The following is a 22272-nucleotide window of genomic DNA, read 5'->3' as shown; positions in this document are numbered from 1 at the left end:
GGTGAGCACCGCGCCCCGGTCCCGGCCGACCTCGACGGTGCCGCCGTTGCGCCGAGCGGCCTGGGCCACCAGTGCGAGGCCGAGTCCGTGCCCGCGGACGTCCTGCTTGGTGCTCCAGCCGCGCCGGAACACGTCGTCCACGGCGGCCGGGTCGATGCCGGCGCCGGTGTCGGCGACCCGGAGCAGGAGGTGGCCGTCGTCGATCCGCGCGGTCACGGTGACCTCGGGCTGGACGGGGCTCTCGGCGGCGCCGGCGATCGCCGCGTCGACGGCGTTGTCGACCAGGTTGCCGAGGACGGTGATCAGGTCGCGGGCGGACAGCCCCGGCGGCAGCACCCCGTCGTCGATCGAGCTGTCCGCGGTGAGCGTCAACTCCACGCCCCGTTCGGCGGCCTGGGCGGCCTTGCCGAGCAGCAGGGCGGCCAGCACCGGCTCGCCGACGGCGGCGACCACGCGGTCGGTGAGCCGCTGGGCGAGGGCGAGTTCGGCGGTGGCGAACTCCACCGCCTCGCGGTGGCGGCCCAGTTCGATCAGCGAGACGACGGCGTGCAACCGGTTCGCGGCCTCGTGCGCCTGCGCGCCGAGCGCCTCGGTGAACCCGCGCACCGAATCCAACTCGCCGCTCAGCGCCTGAAGTTCGGTGTGATCCCGGAGGGTGAGGACGCGGCCGAGACCGGTACCGATGGTGGAGGTGTTGAGCACCACCACCCGCTCCGCGGTCAGGTGGACCTCGTCCCGCACCGCAACGTCCCCCAGCACCGCGGCGACGAGCGCCTCCGGCAGGCCGAGTTCCCCGATCGGCCGGCCGTCCAGGCTCCCGGTCAGGCCGAGGAGTTCGCGGGCCGCGTCGTTGCAGAGCACCACCCGGTGGCGGCGGTCGAGCAGCACGAGCCCTTCGCGCACCGCACGCAGGGTGGCCTGGTGGTACTCGTAGAGGTGGCTGAGCTCGGCCGGACCCATCCCGTGAGTATGCCGCCGCAGACGGGAGTTGGCGAGGTAGGTGCCGACCCCGCCGACCGCCAGCGCGGCCCCGGCGACCCCGACCAGGGCGAGCAGCGGGCCGCGCAGCCGGGCCGAGATGGACTGCACGGTGATGCCCGCACTCACCAGCGCGACCACCCGGCCCCGGTCGTCCAGCACCGGCGTGACCACCCGTACCGACGGACCGAGCGTGCCGGTGTAGGTCTCGCTGCGGGTCTCCCCGGCGAGCGCCCAGTCGATGTGGCCGAGGAAGGTCCGGCCGATCTGCTCGGGGAGGGGGTGGGTCCAGCGGACGCCCGCGGTGTCCATCACGGTGACGAAGGAGACCCCGGTGTCGACGCGGACCCGCTCGGCGTACGGCTGGAGGACGGCGGTCGGGTCGGGTCCGGAGACGGCGGCCAGGACGGCCGGCGAGTCGGCGACCGCACGGGCGACGGCGGTGACCTGGCGGCGGGCCGCGTCCTCGGTGCGGTCGGCGGTGAACAGGTAGGCGAGCACGGCTCCGCCGGCCACCACGGCGGCGACGATGACGACCTGGACGACGAAGAGCTGTCCGGCCAGGCTGCGCACCGGCCGGCGCGGCGAGGGGAGGGTGCGCGCGGACATGCCTGTCAGTGTGCACCACGGTCCGCGGGGGCCGGCCCGCACCCGGGCACCGCCCCGGAACGGCGCCACGGCCCTCCCGGGCCTCCCGGCCCTCCGCCCGCAGCCCCCGGACCTCGACCGCCGCCCCGTGAACTCTATGAACGCAAACGTGACCCGCGTCACGCCCCGACCCCATAGTCGGAGCGGCCCACCACCCGGGGCCGCCAGGAGCGCAGGGCACAGCTGGGCGAAGGAGCCGCAGATGTCGATCACCGGAGCAGGGCCGCAGGCCGAGGCCGTCAGACGGAAGGACCGCACCCACGTCCTGTACCTCGCCGTGATCGTGGCGGTGGTCGCGGGTGTCGTGGTCGGACTGACCGCGCCCGGCTTCGCGGTGGAGCTGAAGCCGATCGGGACCGGCTTCGTCAACCTGATCAAGATGATGATCAGCCCGGTCATCTTCTGCACCATCGTGCTGGGCATCGGCTCGGTCACCAAGGCCGCGAAGGTCGGCAGGGTCGGCGGACTCGCGCTCGGCTACTTCCTCACCATGTCGACCGTCGCACTCGCCATCGGCCTGCTGGTGGGCAACCTCCTGGAGCCCGGCGGCGGCCTCCACCTCACCACCGCGCTCGCCAAGTCCGGCCACGCCCAGGCCGCCGCCGGGGGCGCCCAGTCCACCGCCGACTTCCTGCTCGGGATGATCCCGACCACCATGCTCTCCGCCCTGACCGAGGGCAAGGTGCTCCAGACCCTGCTGGTCGCCCTGCTGGCCGGCTTCGCGCTGCAGGCGATGGGCCCGGCCGGAGCGCCGGTGCTGCGCGGCGTCGAGCACGTGCAGCGGCTGGTCTTCCGGGTCATGTCGATGATCATGTGGGTGGCGCCGATCGGCGCCTTCGGGGCGATGGCGGCGGTGGTCGGCGCGACCGGCACGGCCGCGCTGAAGAGCCTCGCCGTCATCATGATCGGCTTCTACGCGACCTGCGCCCTGTTCGTGGTCGTGGTGCTCGGCACGCTGCTGCGGCTGGTCGCGGGCGTCAACATCTTCACCCTGCTGCGCTACCTCGGCCGCGAGTTCCTCCTCATCCTCTCCACCTCCTCCTCGGAGAGCGCGCTGCCCCGGCTGATCGCCAAGATGGAGCACCTGGGCGTCAGCCGTCCGGTGGTCGGCATCACCGTCCCGACCGGCTACAGCTTCAACCTGGACGGCACCGCGATCTACCTCACGATGGCCTCGATCTTCATCTCCGAGGCGCTGGACAAGCCGATGTCGGTGGGTGAGCAGCTGTCCCTGCTCGTCTTCATGGTGATCGCCAGCAAGGGCGCGGCCGGGGTCACCGGCGCCGGGCTGGCCACGCTCGCCGGCGGGCTGCAGTCGCACAAGCCGGCGCTGGTGGACGGGGTCGGGCTGATCGTCGGCATCGACCGGTTCATGTCCGAGGCCCGGGCGCTCACCAACTTCGCGGGCAACGCCGTGGCCACCGTCCTGGTCGGGCAGTGGACCGGCGAGTTCGACCGCGAGCGGGCGCGGCAGGTCCTGACCGGCGCGGTGCCGTTCGACGAGCGGACCCTGGTCGACACCCACGCGGGCCCCGCCGACGCCGCGGCCCCGGGCGCGACGGCCCCCGGCGCGGTTCCCGCTCCGGTCGGCCCGCCCGAGCCCGCCCCGACCGCCCACGGCACCCCGAGCGCGGCGGCCGCCTGACCTCCGGTCCCGCCCTCCCGATGAGACTCCCCCGGCCCGGCGCCCCGCCCAACCCCCCGGAACGGCGCCGGGCCGGGGGTCCCCCCTTGCCCGGCCCACGACCGGGCCGCGGCGCCCTCGCCGGAACCCGGACGGACCGACCACGTCGGCCGACCCGTCCACGGACGCGCTCTCAGATCTCCTCGGACCCGCTGACCGCCCAGCTCAGGCCGGTCGCCGGGTCCTCCAGCGCGAGGTGCAGGTGCCGCAGCCGGTCCGCCGGGTCGTCCCAGGTGAAGCAGCGCATCCGCGCGACCAGGGCGTTGACCTCCCCCCGGTCCGGGCGGTCCGCGCCGGTCATCGCGGCCAGCACCCGCCAGAGCGCCAGCCGCCCGTGGGCCGCACCGCGCGTCCGGTCCGCGACGCCCGCCTGGACCAGCGCCGGGCAGGCGAGCGCGAACGGCAGGTACCCGCCGGTCACCAGCCGCCCGGGCGCCAGCTGGGCGGCGGCGCACTGCGCGGTCCCCCGGACGCAGACCGCCACCGCCCAGCCCGCCAGCTCGGCCAGCGCCCGGGTGGCCGCCTGCCCGGGCAGGCGCGTCCCCGGCCCGGGGAGCTCCACCGGGCCGAGGCCCTCCCGGCTGGCGGGCAGGGTCAGCAGCGCACTGCGCGAACCGCCGCCCGGCAGGTACTCCCGGACGCGCACCCCCTCGCCCCAGCCCGCGGACTCCCAGGGCTCCAGGAGCAGCGGGACGCCCTCCAGGTCCGGTTCGGCGCCGTAGGAGAGGTCCTCGCCGAGCAGCACCCGGGTCTGCGCGACCAGCCGCCGCACCTCCGCCGGGCCGAGCAGCGGGGCCAGCCGCCGCCAGGAGTGCCGGGTCGCCAGCACCTCCCAGAGCGGCCCGGCGTCGTGGTCGTCCGCACCGGCGGCGGTTCCGGGGCCGCCGTCCGCGTCGAACAGCCGGGCGGCCACCTCGGGCGGCGCCGCGTAGGCGATCAGGTGGCCGAGGGGCGCGGTCGCGACGGCGGCCCGGGTCCGGGCGGCGCCGTCGAGCACGCGTCCGGCGCCGCCGGGGCCACCGGGGCCGCCGGGCCCGTCCGGAGCGGCGCCCGGAGCGGCGTGGGCGCCGTATCCGCCGGGCCCGTCACAGCTCCCGCAGCTCTCGCAGCCGCCGCGGTCGTCGTAGCCGTCGTAGCCGTCATGACCGCCGTAGCCGGCACGGCCGTCGAGCGCGATGGCGGCGGACCGGGCCTGCCGGTAGGCACCCAGCAGTTCGGTCCAGCGGCCGTCGTCGGCCAGGGAAAGGAGCCGGTGCTCCTCGTACGTGATCACGATTTTCAGCGTACGGGCCGATGCGCCAGACGAGCTGACTTGTCGTCAGTTCGGTGCGTCGGAACCGGCGGAGGCCGGACCGCCCGCCCCGTCCCGCGGTGCCGGCAGCCGCCCCGGGGGTGGCGCGCCCGCCCCCGGACCGCTCTCCCGTTCGAGGACGGCGCGGAGCCGGGCGAGAGCCCGCCGCCGGGTGACGGCCAGGGTGGAGCGGTGCACTCCGAGCAAGCGGGCGGCCTCCTCCAGGCTGTACCCGTCGAGGTCGATCAGGAGCACCGCCCGCGCCTGCTTTACCGTCAGACAGCCCAACAGCCGGACCACCTCCCAGTGCGCCTGGAGCTCCCCCACGCCACCGCCCGACGCGTCGGCCCGTCCGGCCCGGCCCGGCCCGCCGTACGCGTCCTCGGCCGCCTCCGACAGCACCGTGCGGCGACGGTCGCGGCGCCACTCGTCGCGGAGGATGTTGACCATCGTCGTGAACGCATAGGCGTACGGCTGCGGATGGCGGAGGAATCGGTCGGGGCGGCGCGCTATTCGCAGATAGGCGTCGTGGACGACATCACCCGCGCCGAACGAATTTCCGGTCAGCTGAACGGCCGCCCGGTGGAGCCTCGGCAGCAATTCCGTGAACACCCGATTGAAATCGGCCCGGTCGGCATCGGAACCGGCGTCCGGATCCGGTTCACCTCGACAGCCTGACGAGAACTCCATGCCGCTCCCCTCGGAAATCGGCACCCGAAAGACCAGGTGGCACGCACCGGCCACCCGGACTGTGACGCAGGTCACATCATAGTTCGTCACCCCACCGTGCGCAGTCATTCGTGTGCAATACGTCACCGTCCGGACGGCGCAAGGGAATTGGTTTTCCTCGCCGCCCGGCCGGGGCCACATCACATGAGCGAGGAGACAAACGCCATGACCGGTTGTATCGCCCGGAACATCGCCAGGCTCGGGATGGTGGCCGCCGCCGCCCTCGGCGTGCTCGGCACCACCACCCTCCCGGCCACCGCCGGGCCGACCGCCCACGCGCCGGCCGCCGAGCAGGCCCGCGCCGCCGACCAGACCATCACGGCCGGATCGGGCGTCGCGTCGCCCGCCGCGATCACCGCCTCCTACCACTGCGTCATCACCGCCGACTTCGGCTGGCGCTGGGAGGGCAACTGCCGGATCTACTCCGGCGAGCTGCGCACCATCACGTACTGCGCCAACGGCACGTCCAGCACCGGCCTCTGGATCGGCGCCCGGACCGAGCCGTGGGCGGTCTGGGGCAACTGCCCGGGCTCCAGCTGGACCCGGATCGCGTTCCAGTCGCGCGGCTGACCCGGCCGCGCCCACCACGACGGGGGTGGCCGGCCGCGGGGGCCCCGCCCCCCCCCCCCCCGGCCGGCGGGCGCTACCCGTCGATGTGGAAGGACTGCCCGTACACCTTCCAGCGCAGCGGGGTGCGGAGGTCGAGGTTGCCCGCCTCCAGGAAGACGCGCTGGGCGGTGTCGACGCGGCTGGTGTCGGAGTGGGCGGCCTCGGTGCGCATGGCGGCGGCGCGGGCGTCGAGGAAGGCGGCGAGGTAGGTCTTCTCGTCACCGCCCTGGGCCGGGGGCTTGGCCTTGCGCAGCGCGGCGGCCCGGATCCCGCCGAAGCTGTCGGAGCTGTTGCCCGGCCCGTGCATGACGATGGCGTCGTAGTAGGCGAGTTGGCCGAGGGCGTGCAGGCCGTCGGACTTGGCCTGGGCGACGGCCGGGTCGAAGTAGACGCGGTCGCGTTCGTCCTCCTGGGCCTTGCGGAAGGTCGGGTCCTGGACGGCCCGCCTCCAGTCGGCGGTGAAGTCCGGGTCGAGCCCGGCGTGGGAGCCGGACCCGTCGAGCTTCTCCAGGGCGGGGAGGTACTTGGCGAGCACGTTGTCGGGCTTCAGCGTGCGGTAGTGGCGGACGAGTTCGAGCATGTCGCCGGTTCCGGAGCAGAAGCCGACGATGCCGGCGGTGTAGCCCCGGCCGTCCTTGATGTCCTCGATGTAGCCGAACTGGGCCTTCCAGTCGAGCGACGAGTTCTCCGCGCTGGAGACGATCTGCTGGGCGAGGTCCTTGAGGGACGGGTCGGTGAGGTCGCCGGTGGCGGGACCGGAGGGGCGGCCGGTCGGCTTGGTGGTGGGGCTGCCGGTGGGGTCGCCGCCGGGCTTGGCGGCGGGTTGGGTGGTGCGGTGGGGCCGGCCCCTGCCGTCGGCCGGCGGGACGGTCGCGGCGGACGGGGACGCGGCGGAGGGGGACGCGCTGGGTGGGGTCGTCGGTGCGGGTGCGGCGGCGGCCGGGAGCGCGGGGAGCACCGCGGCCAGGAGGAGAGCGGTCAGGGCGGGCGGCACTGCGGCTCGGGTGGGCCGGGTCGGCATCGGGGCTCCGGGGTCGGCGGGGCGGGCGTCGGCTGGTCGGGCGTCGTGTCGGCTGGTCGGGTCTCGGCTGGTCGGGCGGGCGCGGGTCGGGTCTCGGCGGGTCGGGCGTCTGCGGGTCGGGCGGGCGCGGGTGGCGTCCGCCTGGGGAACGGGTGCCGGGCGCCACCGGGTTCACCGCGGTGCGGTGGCCTCCGGAGGTCCGGCGGCGCCCACGGGCTCGGCGGGGTCGGGGAGTTCGCCGTCCGGGTCCTCGGGGCCGGGGTGCCCGGACGGCCGGCGGGCACCGGCCTCCGGCTCGACCCCCGGGGTGAGGAGGAAACGCTCGGGGGACTCCGCCCGGGGCCGCTCGGCCGGGGGCATCGCCGCACGGCGCTCCAGCCACGACCGCAGCCTGGTGAGGGCGCTGCGATCGCGCTCGGCCGGGTCGCCGCCGGTTTCGCGCAGGAGGACGCCGGCCGGCCGGTCGGCCTCGGCCGCCACCGTGCCGACGACGGTGAACGCCGTACCGGGCGCGAACACCGCCTGCGGCAGCCCGTCGCCGGAGTCGAAGACGGAGGTGCGCCGCCCGGTGGCCGACCACACGAGGAACTCGACGGAGCAACCCGGCAGCTCCGCCCCGGCCGCGGCCAGTCCGGCCAGCGGCGCGGGCTCCCGGAACTCCAGGCCGGCCGGATAGAGGGCGAGGACGGACTTCGGGTCCAGCGCGGGGTCCGCGCCGAGCAGCACCGCGCCGTGGTGGCTCGGGAGCCGCCGCAGGCCGGAGCCGAGGCATCGGAGGAACGGCCTCAGCGCCGGGTCGCCGGAGCGCGCGGCGGTCACCAGGTCCGCGCGTGTCGCGGGGATGCCCGCGCCGTCGTGGTGGAGCAGGACGGCGGCCAGGTCGGGCTTGAGGTCGTCCTTCGAGGTGGACCGCAGGCCGGGCAGCCGGGTGGCGAGCTGCTCCAGGCGGCCGGTGCAGCGGTGGTAGTGCTCGCCGAGCAGCGTGCGGACGGCGTCCCGGTCGGCGGGGGAGCTGGCGGTGACCGGGGGCGGGTACTCGTCGGTGCGGAAGAGCCGGGCCGGCGGAGGGCCGACGGGCGCCTCGGGCGTCGTGCCGCCGGGCGGTGTGCCTTCGGGTGTGCCTTCGGGCGTGCTGCCGGGGGACGGGACGGCGGGTGGTCCGGCCTCGGGCGCGGCTTCGGGTCCGGCCTCGGCGGCGGACTCCGGCAGGCCGGCGCGGGGCGGTTCGGTGCCCTCCGGTCCGCCGACGGGCACCACCGGGGAGGCCGCCTCGCCGGCGGACGACTCGGCGGCGGACGCCCCCTCGCCCGGTTCCGCGGTGGTCGGCGGGTCCTCGGTCCGGCCCAGGGGCTCGTCCGGCTCCGGTACGGCGGTGGTGTCCGGCCCCTCCTCGTCCGCTCCGTCCTCGTCAGGCCCGTCCTCGTCAGGCCCGGTGGGCGGCTCGACCGGAGGGACCTCCGGCACCCGGAAGAGACCCGGGGTGCCACCGCTGGTCGCGGTGCGGGTGAGCGGTTCGGCCGGCCGGGGCCACGGATCGGCGTTCGATCCCGCCACGGCAGCGGCGGTGCCGCTCCCGCCGGCCGCCGACCCGGCGGGGTCGCCGACCGGACCGGCGGCCGGGTCCCGGGCCGGGTCGCCGGTCGAGGACGAGGTCCGGCGGGAGGGGGCCACCGCGGCGGAGGTGCCGGTGGCGGGAGCGGAGGTGGCCCGGACGGGTGTGGGCAGGGGGACGGGTGCGGGCGCCACCGGCTCGGACTCGGCGGGCGCCGGTCCCGCCGCCTCCGGCCGCACCGGTGCCTCGGAGCCGGTGAGCGGCTCGGGGCCGGCCTGCGCCGCCGCCGGGGCGGGCCCGAGGGCGGCCGTCGCCGTGGGGGCGGAAACGGCCGGGGTGCCGGCCGGTCCGGTGGCGAGCCACTCCGGGCGGGCGGCCGTGGCCGGTCGCTGCGGGCGGCCCGTGCCGCCGATCCCGTAGGCCACGGGTGCCACGGCGGGCGGCCCGGTGAGGGGCTGCTCCGCCCCGAGCCAGTCCAGCTCGTGCATCCGGGCGACGAACCGGGCGACCCGCTCGGCGGACGGCTCCAGCAGACCGTGCGCCAGCAGCCCGAACCCCTCGGCGCCGACCGCCGGGAGCCGGTCGAGCAGGGCGCCGAGCTCCTCGAACACGTCGGGCGGGATCGGGCGGTCGCGCTCCCCGACGATCAGCAGCGGGCGGGCCGGCTCGGGCCGCCGGAACCGGGGGGTGAGGACGTGCGGCGGTTCGGGGCGCAGCCAGAGACCGGCCGGGACGGCCTCCAGGACCCAGAAGGGGAACGCCTCGAAGACCGCCGGACCGGCGGTCTTCCAGTCGGCGCCGCCGTTGCGCCACGCGGCGGGGGTGGTGGGCCGGCCGGGGGCGGTGGCGAGGCGCAGCAGGAAGGGTTCCCAGCCGGCCCGGCCGTGCCGGTCCAGGATCCGGGAGGTGGGGCCCCCCGGGCCGAGGACGGGCAGGCCGATCGCGGCCTGCACCGGACGCGCCGTCCTGGCCGCCAGCGCGCCGGTGAGCGCGGCCAGCTGGTCGGGGGCCGCCCACGGGGCGCTGACCAGCGGCCGGTCGGTGCCCAGCGGCAGCGAGAGCACGGCGTCCGCGAAGTCGTCCGGCAGCAGGACGGGCCGGTCCGGGGTGCCGATCAGGAGGACGGTGTGGCCGGGCGGCGCGGCGGCCAGCCCGAGGTCGGGGAGCGGCCCGCCGGTCCGGGACGCCGGGTCGGTGAGCCAGAAGCCGGTGGGGAGCCGGAGGATCCGGACGGCGTCGCCCCGGGACCCGGCGGTGAGACCGTCGGCGCGTCCGGCCGGGCCGTGCAGGACGGCGGGTGCGGCGCCGGAGGCGGTCGTCGGGCTTCCGACCGCCGTCGCGGCGCCGATGGTCTCGCGGACCCGGCGGGGCGGCGCCCCGGCCTCGCACCGCCACCAGGAGGCGGCTTCGGTCGCGCCCTCGGGGCTGGTGACCTTGAGGTTCCCGGCGGGGGTGATCTCCACCAGGCCGTCCGGCGCGACGACCGGCAGGCCCGCCCGCTCGGCGACGATCTCCGCCGGACGGCGGCCGTTGGGGGCGAGCGCGGCCAGCCCGGAGGCGGCGAGGACCAGGCTGCCGGCGCCGCGGGCCCGGGCGACCACGCCGAGGTCCGCCATCCGGTCGCGCAGGACCTTGGCCGAGTCGGGGGCGGCGGCGACCACGACGACCGCGTCCGGGACGGGCCGGAGCGCGCCGATGGCGGCCGACAGCTCGTCGTCGCGGGCGGTGGCCGGGGCGATGACGAAGTGCGGGCCGACCGGGCGGAGCACGGAGGGCGCCGGCACCGGGGCCGCCGACGCCGAGGGCGAGGGCGACAGCGCGGTGGACGGTGCCGACGTGGAGGGCGGCGGGGCGGTCCCGGCGGCCGGGGCGGGCGCGCCGGCCTCGCCCGCGGGCAGCGCACGGCGCGGCCCGCGCCGGAGGGCGAACCGGCGGCGGGGTTCGGCCGGCGGCGCGGGGTCGCCGGAGGGCGTGCCGGTGCGGGAGAGGCTCATCGCCTTGGACTACGGGCGCCGCCGGGCGGCCGGTTCACCGCCGCGCGGGGCGGGCGGTCCGCCCGCCGCCCGGCGGCGGTCACCCGGCCGCCCCGTCGGCCCCGGCGTCCGGCTCCGCGACCAGGGCGGTCTGGAGCTGGACCGTCCGCCGCCGGGTGATGTGCAGGGCCCGGCCGGGCGGCAGCTGGCGCGGCTTGACGTTGCCGAAGATCGTGCCCTCGCTGGGCGGGCAGGAGAGCAGCGTCACCGGGGTGTTGATGTCCTGGAGCCGGCGCAGCACCGGATCGGAGTAGGCCCGCCCGATCCCGTTGGCGGCGCGGGCGATCACCAGGTGCAGGCCCAGCTCGGAGCCCTGGGCGAGGTGTCCGAGCAGCGGTTCGAACGGGTTCGGCCCGGAGGCCGGGACGAGGTCGAGGTCGTCGACGATCACGAACAGTTCGGGCCCCGTCCACCAGTCGCGCAGCCGCAGCCGGGCCGGGCTGATGTCCTCGCCCGGAACGCGGGCCTCCATCGCCCGGGCGGCCCCGGAGACGATCTGCTTGACCACGTCCACCGAGACGGCGTAACCGAGCCGGTACTCCTCCGGCAGGCTGTCGTAGAGGTCGCGCCGGAAGTCGATCAGCATGATGCGGGCCTCGGCGGGGGTGTACGCGGTGGTGATGGCCTTGATCATCAGCCGCAGCAGGTTGGTCTTGCCGCTCTCGCTGTCGCCGACCACCAGCAGGTGCGGGCTCTCCTCGAAGTCGTGCCAGAGCGGCGCGATGGCGGTGTCCTCCAGCCCGAGCGGGACCCGCAGCCGCCCCTCGGGGGCGGGCAGGTCGGCGGCGTCGAGCAGCAGCGGCAGCATCCGGACCTCGGGGGCGCGGGGGCCGGTCCAGTGCTCGTTGACGGCGTCCACCAGGTCGGCGACGCCCTCGGCGAGGTCCTCGGTCGTCCCGACGCCGTCGATCCGGGGCAGCGCGGTCAGGAAGTGCAGGCGGTCCTCGGTGAGACCCCGGCCGGGGATCCGGGGGACGGTCGCCGCGGCCCGCATGTTGATCATCGAGTCGATCGAGTCACCGAGCCGCAGCTCGAAGCGGGTGCCGAGCTGGTCGCGCAGGCCGCCGAGGATCTCGCCCCAGCGGGCCGCCGCGATGACGAGGTGGACGCCGTAGTTCAGACCGCGTCCGGCGATCAGGTTGAAGACGGAGACGTAGTCGGGGAAGTCCTGGCGCACGGTGTTCCAGCCGTCGACGACCAGGAACACGTCCCCGTACCGCTCGTCGGCCAGCTCCGGGTCCCCGGCGGCCCGCCGCCGGCGGAACGTCGTCATCGAGTCGATGCCCAGCCGGGCGAAGCTCTGCTCGCGGCGGCTGATCACCCCGGCCACCTCGGCGAGCGTGCGGCCGATCCGCTCGGGGTCGTGCCGCCCGGTGACGCCGCCGAGGTGCGGCAGGCCGCGCAGGGCGGCCAGCGTGCCGCCGCCGAAGTCGAGGCAGTAGAACTGCACCTCCTGCGGCGTGTGGGTCAGGGCCAGCGCGGTGACCAGCGTCCGCAGCAGGGTGCTCTTGCCGCTCTGCGGGCCGCCCGCGATGCCGACGTGGCCGCCGGCGCCGGACAGGTCGGCCGTGTAGATCTCGCGCAGCTGCTGGAACGGGCGGTCGACCACACCGACCGGGACGGTGAGCCGGCCCCGGTCGGGCCACCCGTCCGGGGTCAGGCCGTGGGCCTCGCTCGGGGCGAGCGGCGGGAGCAGCTCGTCCAGGGTCGGCGGGACCTCCAGCGGCGGCAGCCAGACCTGGTGGGCGGGCGGTCCGGCGTCGAGCAGCCGCTCGGCGGCCAGCTCCAGCAGGGTGACGGTGGCCTCCTCCTCGCGCGCCTCCGGCTCGATCGGCTCCGGCGCGGGCCGGTTGGGCGTCACGTACGCGGTGTCGTACGGGACGACCTGCCCGGCGGCCGCGGCCTGCTGGGCGGCGCCGCGCCGGCTGCGGTAGGGGCCGGACACGTAGGACGCCTTGAAGCGGGTGAGCGTGGCGATGTCGCTGCGCAGGATGCCGTTGCCGGGCTGCGAGGGGAGCTGGTAGGCGTCCGGCACGCCGAGCACGCCGCGGCTCTCCATGGCGGAGAAGGTCCGCAGCGCGATCCGGTAGGAGAGGTGGGACTCCAGCGCGTGCATCCGGCCCTCGTCCAGGCGCTGCGAGGCGAGCAGCAGGTGGACGCCCAGGGACCGGCCGAGGCGGCCGATCATGATGAACAGGTCCATGAAGTCGCGGTGCGCGGAGAGCAGTTCGCTGAACTCGTCGACGACGACGAACAGCGTCGGCAGCGGGTCGAGCTGGGTCCCGGCGGCCCGGGCGGCCTCGTAGTCCAGCAGCGAGCTGTAGTTGCCGGAGGCGCGCAGCAGCTCCTGGCGGCGGTTCATCTCGCCGTGCAGGGCGTCGCGCATCCGGTCGACCAGGGCGGCCTCGTCGGCGAGGTTGGTGATCACCGCCGAGGTGTGCGGCAGCCGGTCCAGGCCGAGGAAGGTCGCGCCGCCCTTGAAGTCGACCAGGACGAAGTTGAGCGTCTCCGAGGAGTGGGTCAGCGCGAGCGCGAGGACGAGGGTGCGCAGCAGTTCGGACTTGCCGGAGCCGGTGGCGCCGATCAGCATGCCGTGCGGGCCCATGCCGCCCTGCGCGGACTCCTTGAGGTCGAGGTCGACGGGGGAGCCGTCGGCGCCGAGCCCGAGCGGGACGCGCAGCCGGCTCGTCCGTCCGCGGTCCGCCCAGGCCCGGCGGACGTCGTGCTGGTGGAGGTCGCGGATGCCGAGCAGGGCGGTCAGGTCGAAGTCGGTGTTCAGCGGCTCGGCGGTGTCCACCGAGTCGCCCAGCCGGAAGGGCGCCAGCGTGGTGGCGAACCGGCGGACGGCGGGCACCTCCAGCGCGTCCGGGCGCCCGAGCGGGGTGACCTCGTCGTTGCGGTTGCGGTCGGCGCCGACCAGTTCCAGCTCGCCGTCGGTGATCCGCAGCCGCAGCCGGAACCGGTTGTGCTTCCACTCCAGCGCCTCGCCGACGTCCAGCAGGACGGCGTTGCGGTAGCCGGCCAGCGCGGCCCGGCTCCCGGAGGACAGCCGGACGCCGTCGAGCACGATCACCGTGAACGGCTCGTCGCGCGCGGGCTGCGCCTCCGGCTCGTACGGCGGGCGCTCGGCGAACTCCGGCCCCAGCAGCTGCTCCAGCTCCACCATCGAGCCGGCCACCAGGCGGACCGGCCCGGCACCGTCGGTCTCGGTCGGGTGCAGGGCGTGCGGCAGCCACTTGAGCCAGGACCAGTCCGCGCGTCGCTCGGGCGCGACGGCGGCGGCGATCCGCAGCTCGTCCGGGGCGTGGAAGAAGGCGAGCTGGGCGAGCATCGCCCGGGCCAGCGCGCGGGCCGGCTCCCGATCGGGCTCGTCGGCTCCGCCGTCGTCCTGGTCCTCCGGGGCGGCGCACCGCACCAGCACCTGGGCGTAGCCGCGCACGTGCACCGCGATCGGCTGCCCGGCGATCGACCCGTACGCGTGGATGAAGCGGCGCAGCGCGTGCGCGCAGAGCGGCTCCAGGTCCTCGATCGGCTTGGTGGCCAGCGGGGCCAGCCGCACCGCCAGCCGCTGCGGCCCGGTCGCGATCCGCACGTCGCCGAAGTCCGGGTGGGAGGAGCGCCGCTCCCAGAGCCGGGAGGTGCGCACCAGCGAGGCGAGCGTGCCGGGCCCGGGGTTGCGCCAGGCCAGTGCCAGCCGCTGGTTGACGACGTGCCGGCGGACCTGGCGGCGCATCTGGGCGAGGTAGCGCAGGTAGTCGCGGCGCTCCCCGCGCAGCTGCCGCTTGCGGTCCCCGGAGCTGCGGATGAGCTGGGTCACCAGCATGCCGACCGCGGAGAGGCCCATCATGCCCATCGCGACGTACTGGAGCGGCCCGCCCCCGCCGTTCGGGTTGAGGAAGATCATCACCATCGAGAGCGAGCTGAGCGCCATCGGGGCCATCGTGAGCATCTGGGAGATCCCGCTCTGCGGCTCCGGCAGGCCGGGCGGCTCCTGCAGCTGGATCTCCCCGTCCGGCATCTCCGGTCCGGGACGCCGGGGCGGACGGTCGACCACGACCACACTCAACGGGGCTCTCCTCTCACTGCGCCTCCCCGGGGCGGGCGGACCGCCGGGCGGCCCGGCCGGGACCCGCCCGGACCGGGTGGCGGCGGCACGGGGACCGCACCCTGGCCTACGGCCCGCACTCCGCGCGCGGTTCATCCGGGCCCGGCGGACGGCCGGGTCCGGCCCGGTGAACCGCCGGGCCCCCGCCGCCCGTAGTGGCCTGTGGGAGACCGGCCAGGCCCGGCCCGGCGGAGGAGGGGCACGACAGGTGAGCGGTGCAGTGGCGGCGACCGGACTGTGCAGGCTGAGATTCCGCGCACCCGAGGCCGCGTTCGAACTGGCCGTGCCCGGGGACGTCGTCCTCGCCGACCTGATGCCGACCGTGGTCGGCTACGCGGGCACGGCCGTCGAGGAGAGCGGCGTCGAGCACGACGGCTGGGTGCTCCAGCGCCTCGGCGGCGAACCCTTCGACGAGGAGCTCACCCTGGAGGCCCTCGCCGTCCGCGACGGCGAGGAGCTGTTCCTGCGCCCGCGCCGGGACGCCCTGCCGGAGGTGCACTTCGACGACCTGGTGGACGGCGTCCGCACCGGTGTGATCGCCCGCGGCGACTCCTGGCGCCCCGCCGTCACCCACCACCTGGCCCTCGCCCTCACCCTGCTCGCGCTCGTCGGCGGCCTGCTGCTGCTGGCCCTGCCCGGACCCGAGGGCGTGCGCTGCGTCTGCGCGGCCGTCGCCGCCCTGCTGCTGTTCGGTGGCGCCGCCGCGGCCTCCCGCGCGGTCGGCGACGCGCTGGCCGGCACCGCGCTGGGCACCGCCGCCGTCGCGTACGCGGCCAGCGCGGCCGCGCTGGTGCCCGGACTCGACGGCCCGACCCGGCTGCTCGCCGGCGGATCGGCGGCGGTGGGCGGCGCGGTGGTGGCGCTGGTCGCGGTCGGCGGCGGCGCGTTCTTCCCCGGCCTGCTGGTGGCCGCCGTGCTCGTCCTCGGCGCGGGGGCGCTGGCCGCCTGCGGCATGGCCGTCACCGGCATCGCCGCGCTGGTCGCCGCCGCCGCGGTGCTGCTGGGCGCCTTCGTGCCGGGCCTCGCCTTCAAGCTCTCCGGCCTGCGGCTGCCCGCGCTGCCCCGCAACGCCGACGAGCTCCAGGAGGAGATCGAGCCCTTCCCCGCCGAGGACGTGCTCGCCCGGAGCACGGTCGCCGACGGCTACCTGTCCGCCTTCCTGACGGCCGTCGGCGCCGTCTGCGCGGCGGCGCTCGTCGTCCTGGCCGGGGTCGGGGACACCGGCTGGGGCACACCGGTGATGGCCGCCGACCTGTCGGCGCTGCTCCTGCTGCACGCCCGGGACATCGGCAGCATCCGCCAGCGGCTCGCCGTGCTGCTCCCCGGCGTGCTGGGCCTGACCCTGCTGGCCGCGCGGATCGGCCTGGACAGCGACCGCACGGGGCGGCTCGTGCTGTTCGCCGTACTGCTGCTGGCCGCCCTCGGGCTGGCCGTCGTCGCCTGGACCGTCCCGGGGCGGCGCCTGCTGCCGTACTGGGGCCGGGCCGGCGACCTGACGCACTCGCTGGCCGCCATCGCGCTGCTGCCCCTCGCCCTCCAGGTCCTCGGCTTCTACCGGACCATGCGGGGGCTCGGCGGCTGAGCCGCCCCCGACAGGGGCCCGCCCGGCCGGGGCCCACCGCACGGGCCGACGACGGCCGGGCCCGCCGTCCGTACCGGCCGCCACGCCCCGCAGGAGGACCACCGCATGCAGTCCCGCCGTGACCAGGTACAGGCCCACCTCTTCGTGACGGGCCGGGTCTCCGCCGGCATGCTGCGGGCCGAGCCGGACGCCCCCGACAGCCCGGTCGGCCGGACCAACCGGGGCATCGCCATCGGTCTGGCGATCGCCCTGCTGGTCGGCGTCGGCGCGGGCGTCTACGGACTGGTCAAGCCCGGCGGCGCGACCGGCTGGCGCAAACCCGGCACCGTGGTGGTGGTCAAGGAGACCGGCACCCGTTACCTCTACGCCGGCGGGCTGCTGCACCCCGTCCTGAACCAGGCCAGTGCCCGGCTGCTGGCGGGCGACCAGCTGAAGGTCGACGAGGTCTCCCGCCGCTCCCTGGAGGGCACCGACCGGGGCGGCCCGGTCGGGATCGTCGGAGCCCCCGACGGCCTGCCCGCGCCCGCCTCGCTGGACCGCTCCGACTGGCTCGCCTGCACGGTCCAGGCCGTCGGCGCGTCCGGGGGGAGGCCCGCGCCGCTGCTCTCGCTCGCCGTCGGCTCCCGGCCGGGGAACGGCTCCATCGGTGACCGGGCCGTGCTGGTGGCCGCCCCCGACGGCGCCCCGCAGCTGCTCCGGTACGGCCGCCGCCACGCGCTGGACGTCCAGGGCGGCGCCGTGCGCGCGCTCGGCTACACGGCGGCCGTGCCCGTCCCCGTGACCGCGGCCTTCCTCCAGACCTTCGCCGCCGGGCCCGACCTGCGCTCCCCGGACCTGCCGGGCCGGGGCACGGCCGGGCCCGACCTCTCCGGACGGCCCACCAGGGTCGGCCAGCTGTTCGCGGGCAGCGGTGAGGACCGCTTCGTCCTCACCGGCCAGGGGCTGGTGCCGGTCGGCGCCACCCTGCTCGCCCTCCTCCAGGGCGACCCGCGCACCCAGAAGGAGGCCTACGGCGGCGGCGCGGTGGCCACCGCCCCGGTCGGCGCCGCCGACCTCGCCGCCCACTCCGCGCCCACCGCCGTCACCGCCGAACTCGCACCGGCCGGCCTGCCCGAACGGCCCCCGGTGCTGGCCACCCCCGGCCCCGGGCAGGCACTCTGCGCCGGGCTGCCCGCCGCCGGTGCGGGCGAGGTCGACCTGCGGATGCCGGACGCCACCGCCGTCCTCGGCCTGCCGCCGGTGGCCGAGCCGGGCGTCGTCCCCAGCTGCACCCCCGCCGACCGGATCGTCGTCCGGCCCGGCGGCGGCGCGCTGGTGCGGTCCCTGTCCGGGGGCGGTCAGGGCTCGACGCTGTACCTGGTCACCGACAACGGGGTGCGGTTCCCGATGACCCCGGACGCCGTCGAACGCCTCGGCTACGCCGGGGCCGCCCCGGTGGCCGTCCCGAGCCGGCTGCTGGCGCTGCTGCCGGCCGGACCGAGCCTGGACCCGGCGGCGCTCACCGGGACGGGGCTCGTCCAGCCGCCCGCGACGGACGGCAAGTGCGCGCGCTGAGGCGGTCCGCCGCCGTCCGCGGGGGGCGCTGAACCGGCCGGACCCCCGGGGCCGTTCAGCCTGGTGGGCCCGCCCGTGCGGCGGGCCCACCAGAGAGACGTCCGACGCGAGAGGGACCGCGATGGCCAACAGCACGAACCCGAATGCCGTCACGAAGGCGGATCCGGCCTCCATCCAGGCCGTGAAGAGCACCATCGAGTCGCAGATGGGGGTCATGGAGGGCGTCAAGCGGGACATCGACATGAGCATCCAGGAGCTGGAGACCAAGTTCCAGGCCAAGTCGAGTGTCGTCTTCGTGCAGAAGATCGGGGACTGGCAGCGGAAGTACCAGGAGGTGATCGGCCTCTACAACGACTTCCTGGGCAAGCTGGCGGCCGGTGAGAACACCTTCAACGCCGCCGAGGAGAACGCCCTGTCGGTCGCCAACAAGAGCCCCGACGGGTACGACCCGATCAAGGACGCCCTGAACCCGCCCAAGTAGGCGACCGAAACCGAAGTCCCACCGGTCCGGGCGCGCTGCCCGGCCGTTCCCCCTCTCCAACGAAACGGGAGTCAGCGAAGTGTTCGTCGAGCACGCGGGCGTCGAGGCCGCCATCCAGTACCTCAGCGACACGGCCGAGCGGATGGAGGACGCGATGCGCATCACCAAGCAGAAGCTGGACAGCTTCTACGGCGGTCCCCTCCTCGGTGTCTTCTCCACCGCCGCGGAGAACCTCTCCGAGGCCCTCCGTACGAAGGACGGGGTGATGATCGGTGACATCAACTCCGCCACCCAGGACCTCGCGAAGATCCACCACATCCTCTGGAGCGCGGACTTCGAGGCCGGCCGGGGCATCGGCTGACGACCGACGGACGGGACTGACACGCCATGGCAGGCAACGAGTCCGGTGACGGAAACGGCGTCACCAAGATCACCGAAGGCTATGTCGCGGACTTCGCGAACCAGAAGCTCCAGGCACTCATCGACGGGTTCACGCAGAACTCGTACGTCCTCGACATCGGTCTCTACGCGACCGACGGCGGCACGACGAGCACGGGACGCCCGTCGCACCTGCTGGCGGGGAACCCCAGCGCGAGCGCTCCGTCCGTCGGGCTCCTCGCCACCGCGTTCAAGAACTACTTCGGCGCGGTCAACGCCGGCTTCGGAACCATCAACAAGCAGGCCACGGACATGAAGCTGGACCTCAAGGATGCCGACCTCATCCTGCAGAACGGCGAGGAGGACGCCATCAGCGTGGCCGAGCTGATGTACCTGCTCAACAACGTCGTTCCCGGCGCCGGGGGCCGCTGACCCCGGCCGCAGTGCCCTCACGCGGGCCGGTCCAGGCGCAGGCCGGCCCGCACCACCGACCCTCCGGGGCCGATCCGATCCGATACGACCGCGCCGGTCCAGTCGAAGGGGTTCACCGTGGGCAAGTACGAGGACGCCGTCGCGATCTTCGCGTCGTCGACCCAGACCAGTCTCGTCGACCGCGGCGCGGTCGCCGGTAAGGACGTCAAGTGGACGCCCGGCGACGGGATGGGGGACGCGACCGTCTACCACGAGTGGAAGACGTCCGACAGCAAGGGTATGCCGCACGACGCCTGGTGGGGGTGGAACTACCACTTCACGTACGAGAAGGAGGACTACCGCGGCAGTTACGTCTACGGGATCAACTTCGACTACTCGACCCTCAACGCGGGCTCGCCGTTCGACCGGTGGCAGCACGAGTTCCTCAAGATCATCAGCCCGTTGCGGAATCCGCCGTTCGCCAACGACCGGTTCGACGTGGCCGCCTTCGGGCGCGTGGCCGAGGCCCACGAGCGCGCCTCCAAGTTCCTCGAGGACTGGGTCACCAGGAGCAAGACCTGGGTCGAGGAGGTCGACGCCCCGGACGGGGACTGGCAGGGCAGTGCCGCAGGAGCGTTCCACACGGTGCTCGGTGCCTTCCACGGCGAGATCGCCAGCTTCCAGCGCCAACTGGCGGACAACGGCGTCAAGAATGCGCTGGGCGGGATGGTCAATCCTCTGCTGGACGTCCTGTCCACCCTGGAGATGGCTTTCCACCAGTGGCGCCAGATGCGACTGGCCCACCCCGCCAACGCCCTCCAGGACGCCGTGGCCGACGCCTTCAAGGACGCCACGGTCGAGGTCCGCTGGCGGAAGGACACGGTGGCCAAGGCCACCTACGACGCGAACCTCAAGTCGAGCGACATCGCGTCCGCGGACGGGCACGGGGACCTGACCTTCAAGGTGACCGCGTCCCCGTTCGGTGACCCGCAGACGAAGGAGTTCTGGGAGAAGGTCGTCGTCCGGGGCAAGGAGATCTGGCTGGCCAACCTCGATCGGCCGCTGGACAACGAGGCGGGTAGAGCGCTGATCTTCCTCGAATCGGCCTACACCAGACTCCTGAACCAGATGAACAGCAACCACCCCCGGGTCGCCCTGCGGATGCCGCCGCCCGTCCCGCCGAAGGTGGACGCCCCGCCCGGCGGGAGCGGCGCCGGCGGGGGCGGCACCGGCGGCAAGGACGACCTCAACCTGAAGAACGACCTCGGCGGCGGCCCCGACAACAAGGAGTTCAAGCTCGACGGCGGCGCCGGGGGCGGTGGCACCGGCGGCAGCGGATCCGGTGGCAGTGGCACCGGGGGCATCGGCGGGATCGGCGGCATCGGCGGGAACACCGGCGGCGGTGGCGGTGGGGGCACCAAGCCGCCCACCAGCCTTCCCGGCGGCGTGAAGCCGCCCGAGATCGTCACCGGCGGCGGCAGCGGCGGCAGCGGCCCGATCCTCCCGGGTGGCGGAACGACCCTGCCGGGCGGCGGGACGGGCAGCTCCGGCCCGGGCGTGCACGTCCCCGACCTGCTCGGCGGCATCGGGAGCGGCGGCCCCGGGAGCGGCAGCTGGACCGGTGGCGTCGGCGGCGGAACCGGCGGCTCCGGCGGCCGGAACGTCGTGGTGCCGACCGGCTCCCGGGTCACCGAGGACGGCCGGGTGGTGGACGGCGAGGGCCGGCCCGTCCTGGACAACCGCGGCAACCCGATGGTGGTCGGCCGGGACTACACCATCGCTCCGGACGGCACCCTCCTGGACGGCCGCGGCAACCCCGTCTCCGAGAGCCGGCAGATCATCGACGACCTCGGCCACAGCTACCTGAGCGCCGAGGACGACCTGCTCGCGCCCAACGACTTCGGCCTCGGCGCGTCGGGCCTCGGCGGTGTCGGCCTGCTCGGCTCCGCCGGCGGCGGCTCGGGCGGGTCCCTCCTCACGGGACCGGGCGGGATCTCCCCGATCACCGGCGCCGTCGGCGGGACGAGCGCGCGGGGCCTCGCCGCCGGCGGTGACCCGAGCGGACTGAAGGCCGCGGCCGAGGCGGCCACCGAGCGCATGGCGGCCGAGCGCGCGGCCCGCGCCGCGGCGGCCGAACAGGCGGCGCTGACCGGCCGCCAGGTGGCCACCAGCTCCGGCGGCGCCATGCCGCCGATGATGCCGCCCGGCATGGGCGGCGGCGCCGGTGCGGGCGGCAACGAGAAGGACCGCCAGCGCACCACCTGGCTGGCCGAGGACGAAGAGGTCTGGGGCACCGAGAGCGGAGCCGTCGAGGGCGTCATCGGCCGCTGAGACCGGGGCCACCGACGCCGGTGCGCCGGTCCGACAGGGCCGGCGCACCACCCCGACCGGAACGAAACGACGAGGAAGCACGACACATGAGCAATCCCTTCGCGGACCAGATCGCCCAGACCATGGAGGCGATGCGCGACCAGCTCGCCAAGGCCGAGGAGACGCAGGCGGAGCTGGAGAAGCTCACCGCCTCCGTCACCTCCAAGGACCGCCTGGTGACGGTGAAGGTCGGCCCCCAGGGCCAGGTCCTCGCGCTGACCTTCCACACCACCGGCTACCGGGACAAGGCCCCGGCCGAACTCGGCGCGCTGCTCACCGACCTCCTCAACGAGGCCCGCGCCAAGGTGGGGGAGCAGGTCGCCGCCCGGATCCGGGAGTTCGAGGGCATCGGCGACACCCTGCGCCTGTCGATGACCGGCGGCAGCGACCTGGACGACCTGCTGGAGCCGCTGTGGGCGATGCGCCCCGGCTACGCGGACGACGTCGAGAAGAAGAAGACCCGCAAGCAGGAGGAATTCGGTGGCTGACGCCAACGTGCTCGCGAAGACCGAGTACATGAAGAAGGCCTTCGCCGAGTTCACCGAGCTCAAGAACCTCCTGAAGGAGATCGAGGCCGAGGTCGAGATCATCAACCGGGTCAACAAGACGGTCGGCGGCAGCGACGAGATCGGCAAGCAGTACCACGAGCAGATCGACGACCCGACCACCAACCTGACCGAGCTGATCAAGAAGGTCCGTGAGGTGGTCGGCACGGTCGGCGAGAACGGCGAGAAGCTCGCCGACAAGCTCGACCGCGCCGACGACCTCGCCACCGAGATCGCCAACCACGGCTAGCCGTCAGGTACCGGCAGGCTTCGCACCACCCCTGGAACGACCGGAAACGGC

Annotated in this window: 17 protein-coding genes; 11 read left to right on the top strand and 6 right to left on the bottom strand. The window is 75.3% G+C overall.

Annotation, left to right across the window (positions count from 1 at the left end):
• Positions 1–1587 (bottom strand): ATP-binding protein (locus ACFWOG_RS05350; protein ID WP_380355035.1); only part of this gene is annotated, 1587 nt, incomplete at its 3' end.
• 241 nt (positions 1588–1828) lie between these two features.
• On the opposite strand from ACFWOG_RS05350, the gene ACFWOG_RS05345 reads away from it, so the two are divergent.
• A complete protein-coding gene (locus tag ACFWOG_RS05345) occupies positions 1829–3271 on the top strand; it encodes a cation:dicarboxylate symporter family transporter (RefSeq protein WP_380355032.1) in 1443 nt (480 codons plus the stop codon).
• Between the two features lie 172 nt (positions 3272–3443).
• Here the strand turns inward: ACFWOG_RS05345 and ACFWOG_RS05340 are convergent, their stop codons facing one another.
• Positions 3444–4583: a hypothetical protein gene (locus ACFWOG_RS05340; protein ID WP_380355030.1), complete on the bottom strand. Its 1140-nt coding sequence runs from the start codon at positions 4581–4583 to the stop codon at positions 3444–3446.
• Between the two features lie 45 nt (positions 4584–4628).
• Positions 4629–5201 carry an RNA polymerase sigma factor gene (locus ACFWOG_RS05335; RefSeq protein ID WP_380355040.1) on the bottom strand — a complete coding sequence of 191 codons (573 nt, stop codon included), beginning with the start codon at positions 5199–5201 and terminating at the stop codon, positions 4629–4631.
• Here ACFWOG_RS05335 and ACFWOG_RS05330 point away from each other — a divergent pair.
• On the top strand, positions 5130–5279 hold the full coding sequence (locus tag ACFWOG_RS05330; RefSeq protein WP_380355043.1) for a hypothetical protein: 150 nt from the start codon (positions 5130–5132) through the stop codon (positions 5277–5279). The genes ACFWOG_RS05335 and ACFWOG_RS05330 overlap by 72 nt on opposite strands.
• Before the next feature lie 216 nt (positions 5280–5495).
• Positions 5496–5900: a hypothetical protein gene (locus tag ACFWOG_RS05325; protein WP_329950473.1), complete on the top strand. Its 405-nt coding sequence runs from the start codon at positions 5496–5498 to the stop codon at positions 5898–5900.
• A 73-nt stretch (positions 5901–5973) separates the two neighbouring features.
• Here the strand turns inward: ACFWOG_RS05325 and ACFWOG_RS05320 are convergent, their stop codons facing one another.
• From ACFWOG_RS05320 to eccCa, 3 genes are all read right to left on the bottom strand, one after another.
• Positions 5974–6960 (bottom strand): chitosanase, encoded by a 987-nt coding sequence (locus tag ACFWOG_RS05320; RefSeq protein WP_380355027.1) that lies wholly within the window; start codon positions 6958–6960, stop codon positions 5974–5976.
• Positions 6961–7131: 171 nt separating this feature from the next.
• The gene (locus ACFWOG_RS05315; RefSeq protein WP_380355024.1) at positions 7132–10506 is read right to left on the bottom strand and encodes a hypothetical protein; all 3375 of its coding nucleotides are present in this window, start codon (positions 10504–10506) and stop codon (positions 7132–7134) included.
• 79 nt (positions 10507–10585) lie between these two features.
• Positions 10586–14563, bottom strand: coding sequence for a type VII secretion protein EccCa (gene eccCa, locus ACFWOG_RS05310; protein WP_380355037.1), 3978 nt, complete (start codon positions 14561–14563; stop codon positions 10586–10588).
• A 295-nt stretch (positions 14564–14858) separates the two neighbouring features.
• Here eccCa and eccD point away from each other — a divergent pair, with 295 nt between their 5' ends.
• The 8 genes from eccD (at position 14859) to ACFWOG_RS05270 (ending at position 22221) form a co-directional block, all read left to right on the top strand.
• Positions 14859–16232, top strand: coding sequence for a type VII secretion integral membrane protein EccD (gene eccD / locus ACFWOG_RS05305; protein ID WP_380355021.1), 1374 nt, complete (start codon positions 14859–14861; stop codon positions 16230–16232).
• Positions 16233–16337: 105 nt separating this feature from the next.
• Positions 16338–17786, top strand: a complete 1449-nt coding sequence (gene eccB / locus ACFWOG_RS05300; protein ID WP_355406725.1) for a type VII secretion protein EccB — start codon at positions 16338–16340, stop codon at positions 17784–17786.
• A gap of 121 nt (positions 17787–17907) precedes the next feature.
• Positions 17908–18267 carry a WXG100 family type VII secretion target gene (locus tag ACFWOG_RS05295; protein ID WP_329884406.1) on the top strand — a complete coding sequence of 120 codons (360 nt, stop codon included), beginning with the start codon at positions 17908–17910 and terminating at the stop codon, positions 18265–18267.
• A gap of 79 nt (positions 18268–18346) precedes the next feature.
• The gene (locus tag ACFWOG_RS05290; protein ID WP_329884408.1) at positions 18347–18628 is read left to right on the top strand and encodes a hypothetical protein; all 282 of its coding nucleotides are present in this window, start codon (positions 18347–18349) and stop codon (positions 18626–18628) included.
• A 26-nt stretch (positions 18629–18654) separates the two neighbouring features.
• Positions 18655–19077 (top strand): hypothetical protein, encoded by a 423-nt coding sequence (locus tag ACFWOG_RS05285; RefSeq protein ID WP_329952659.1) that lies wholly within the window; start codon positions 18655–18657, stop codon positions 19075–19077.
• A gap of 117 nt (positions 19078–19194) precedes the next feature.
• Positions 19195–21387, top strand: coding sequence for a hypothetical protein (locus tag ACFWOG_RS05280; RefSeq protein WP_380355016.1), 2193 nt, complete (start codon positions 19195–19197; stop codon positions 21385–21387).
• Between the two features lie 86 nt (positions 21388–21473).
• Complete coding sequence (locus ACFWOG_RS05275) at positions 21474–21914, top strand: YbaB/EbfC family nucleoid-associated protein (RefSeq protein WP_329884414.1); 441 nt, start codon at positions 21474–21476, stop codon at positions 21912–21914.
• Positions 21907–22221, top strand: a complete 315-nt coding sequence (locus tag ACFWOG_RS05270) for a hypothetical protein (RefSeq protein WP_329884416.1) — start codon at positions 21907–21909, stop codon at positions 22219–22221. The genes ACFWOG_RS05275 and ACFWOG_RS05270 overlap by 8 nt, the downstream gene beginning before the upstream one ends.
• The last annotated feature ends 51 nt before the right edge of the window (positions 22222–22272 follow it).

The sequence above is a fragment of the Kitasatospora sp. NPDC058406 genome, from assembly GCF_042722765.1.
In the GTDB taxonomy this organism is placed as follows: Bacteria; Actinomycetota; Actinomycetes; order Streptomycetales; family Streptomycetaceae; genus Kitasatospora.
The sequence above is the reverse complement of the archived record's forward strand: the minus strand, read 5'-3'. Positions and strand labels throughout refer to the sequence as shown.